A 1868-nucleotide genomic window follows, 5' to 3' on the forward strand; every position below is an offset into this window, starting at 1 on the left:
CTCGAAGATCCGGCGGGGTTCGGGCAGGCCGAGTGCGGTGAGGATCTTCTTCTGCGTCGCGGTGAGTTCGGTGCGCTGGCGGAACGAGCCGGCCGGGCCGGTGAAGGTGCCCAGGTGCAGCCGTTGGAGTTCGTCGCGGATGGTGGTCCAGGTCTGGCCGGTGCGGGTCTCGGCGATGCGGATGAGCAGCAGGGCCAGCCAGCACAGCAGCACGTGAGCGCGGATGCGGTCCTCGGCGCGGTGGTAGACGGGCCGCATGTCGATGATCGACTTCATGTCTCTCCAGCCGCGTTCCACTTCGAGAAGCTGCTTGTAGCCCAGGGCGATGTCCTCGGCCGACAGTTTCGGGTCCGAGCAGCGCAGCAGGAACTTGCCGTCCAGGTTGGCCTCGGCGTCGATGGCCTTCTTGTCCACGCGCAGCAACCCGCCGGGGGTGGTGCGCAGGTAGCGTTTGAGGCCGGGTTTGGTGGAGATGACGCCGCGTAGCTCGGCGCGCTTGTCGCGGGTCAGCTTGTCCGAGCCGTCGATCATGTCCTGCAGGATCGTGACCATCGTGGCGCGTACGGCCGCGTCGCGGACCTGGGCGTCGGGGTTGAAGCAGATCACGAACCGGTCGTCGGCCAGGTCCGAGTGCAGCCGAACCTCCTTGACCTGCAGGTTGTCGGCGACGTGGCGGTAGCGTCCCTGCCGGGACAGCGCGGCCTCGGCCTCGGGTGTGCCGCCGCGCAGTTTCTCCCCGAGGATGTAGTGCCCGCCGGCCTTCTGCAGGTAGCGCCGGTTCTCGGCCGAGGTGAAACCGCGGTCGGCGACCCACACGACCCGTGCGAGTGACCAGTCCCGCATGTCATCTTTGACCTGCCGTATCAGGGCGCTGTCGGCCGTGTTCCCAGGCCAGGCCCAGCATCTGACGGGGATCCCGTCGCGGGTGACGGCCATCCCGACCACGATCTGCGGCAGGTCGCCTCGGGAGTCCTTGCTCTTGCCCCAGGTCCGGAACCCGGCCTGCTTCACCGCCGTCTCGCCGTCGGTGACCGGCACGCCGCGCTCGTCGCGGCCGACCTGCGCGTCGGCGTCCCCGGTCTCGAAGTAGGTGGAGGTGGTGTCGAAGAACAGCAGGTCGACCTCCAGGTTCAGCAGGTCGGCGGTGTTGTCGAACACGATCCGGGCGAGTTGCGGCTCGACGTCGATCAGCCAGTCCATCGCCCGGTAGCAGGACTCATCGACGACCGGCGCGTCCAGGCCGTCGATCACCACGTCGTGCTCGATCCAGCGGGTCGCCGCCAGCTTCGAGCTGGGTGCCAGCGCCCGGTTCGCGACCAGCGCGAACAGGATCCGCTCCACCCGCGGTTCCATGCGTGTGGTGGTCAGCATCCGCCGCATCGCGGCGTCGATGCCCAGCTTGCGCCATAGCCCGTCCAGCACGAAAGCCCCGCCCAGGGCCCTGGACTCCAGGAACCGCAGCTCCGCGGGCGCTGCCGCGGCCAGCCCGTCGCCGGGCTCCAGCAGCCGGCACAACGCCGCGACCAGCCGCCGGATCCCGGCGACGTCGAGCTGGTCTTCCCGGCCGAAGGAGTACAACACCTTCGTCCGGGACACCTTCGCCGCCGGGTCCCACTCGTTGTGGGCCAGCTGCAGGTAGCCGACCGTCGCGCCGCCGGCCGTCTTACGTGTCGAACGCTTCACGTACACGAACAGCGACCCTAGCGATCAAGCCGCTATGCGATCAAGACATCCAGGCAGCTCACATCAAGTAAAGGAGCAAACCGTGTCACTAGGGCTTTTCGCCGTTTCCGCTAGTGTGCAACGCCCTGACCTGCGACACGATCCCGCGGACCAACCTCAAACCGCGATTATCTGTGGAACCCCGG

At 67.9% G+C, this 1868-nt stretch carries 1 protein-coding gene; it reads right to left on the reverse strand.

Annotated elements, in window-relative coordinates; genetic code table 11:
* Window positions 1-1689 (reverse strand): IS1634 family transposase (locus AB0I88_RS41225; RefSeq protein ID WP_361037745.1); only part of this gene is annotated, 1689 nt, incomplete at its 3' end.
* Window positions 1690-1868 lie beyond the last annotated feature (179 nt).

This window comes from Actinoplanes sp. NPDC049802 (genome assembly GCF_040656595.1).
Classification (GTDB): domain Bacteria; phylum Actinomycetota; class Actinomycetes; order Mycobacteriales; family Micromonosporaceae; genus Actinoplanes.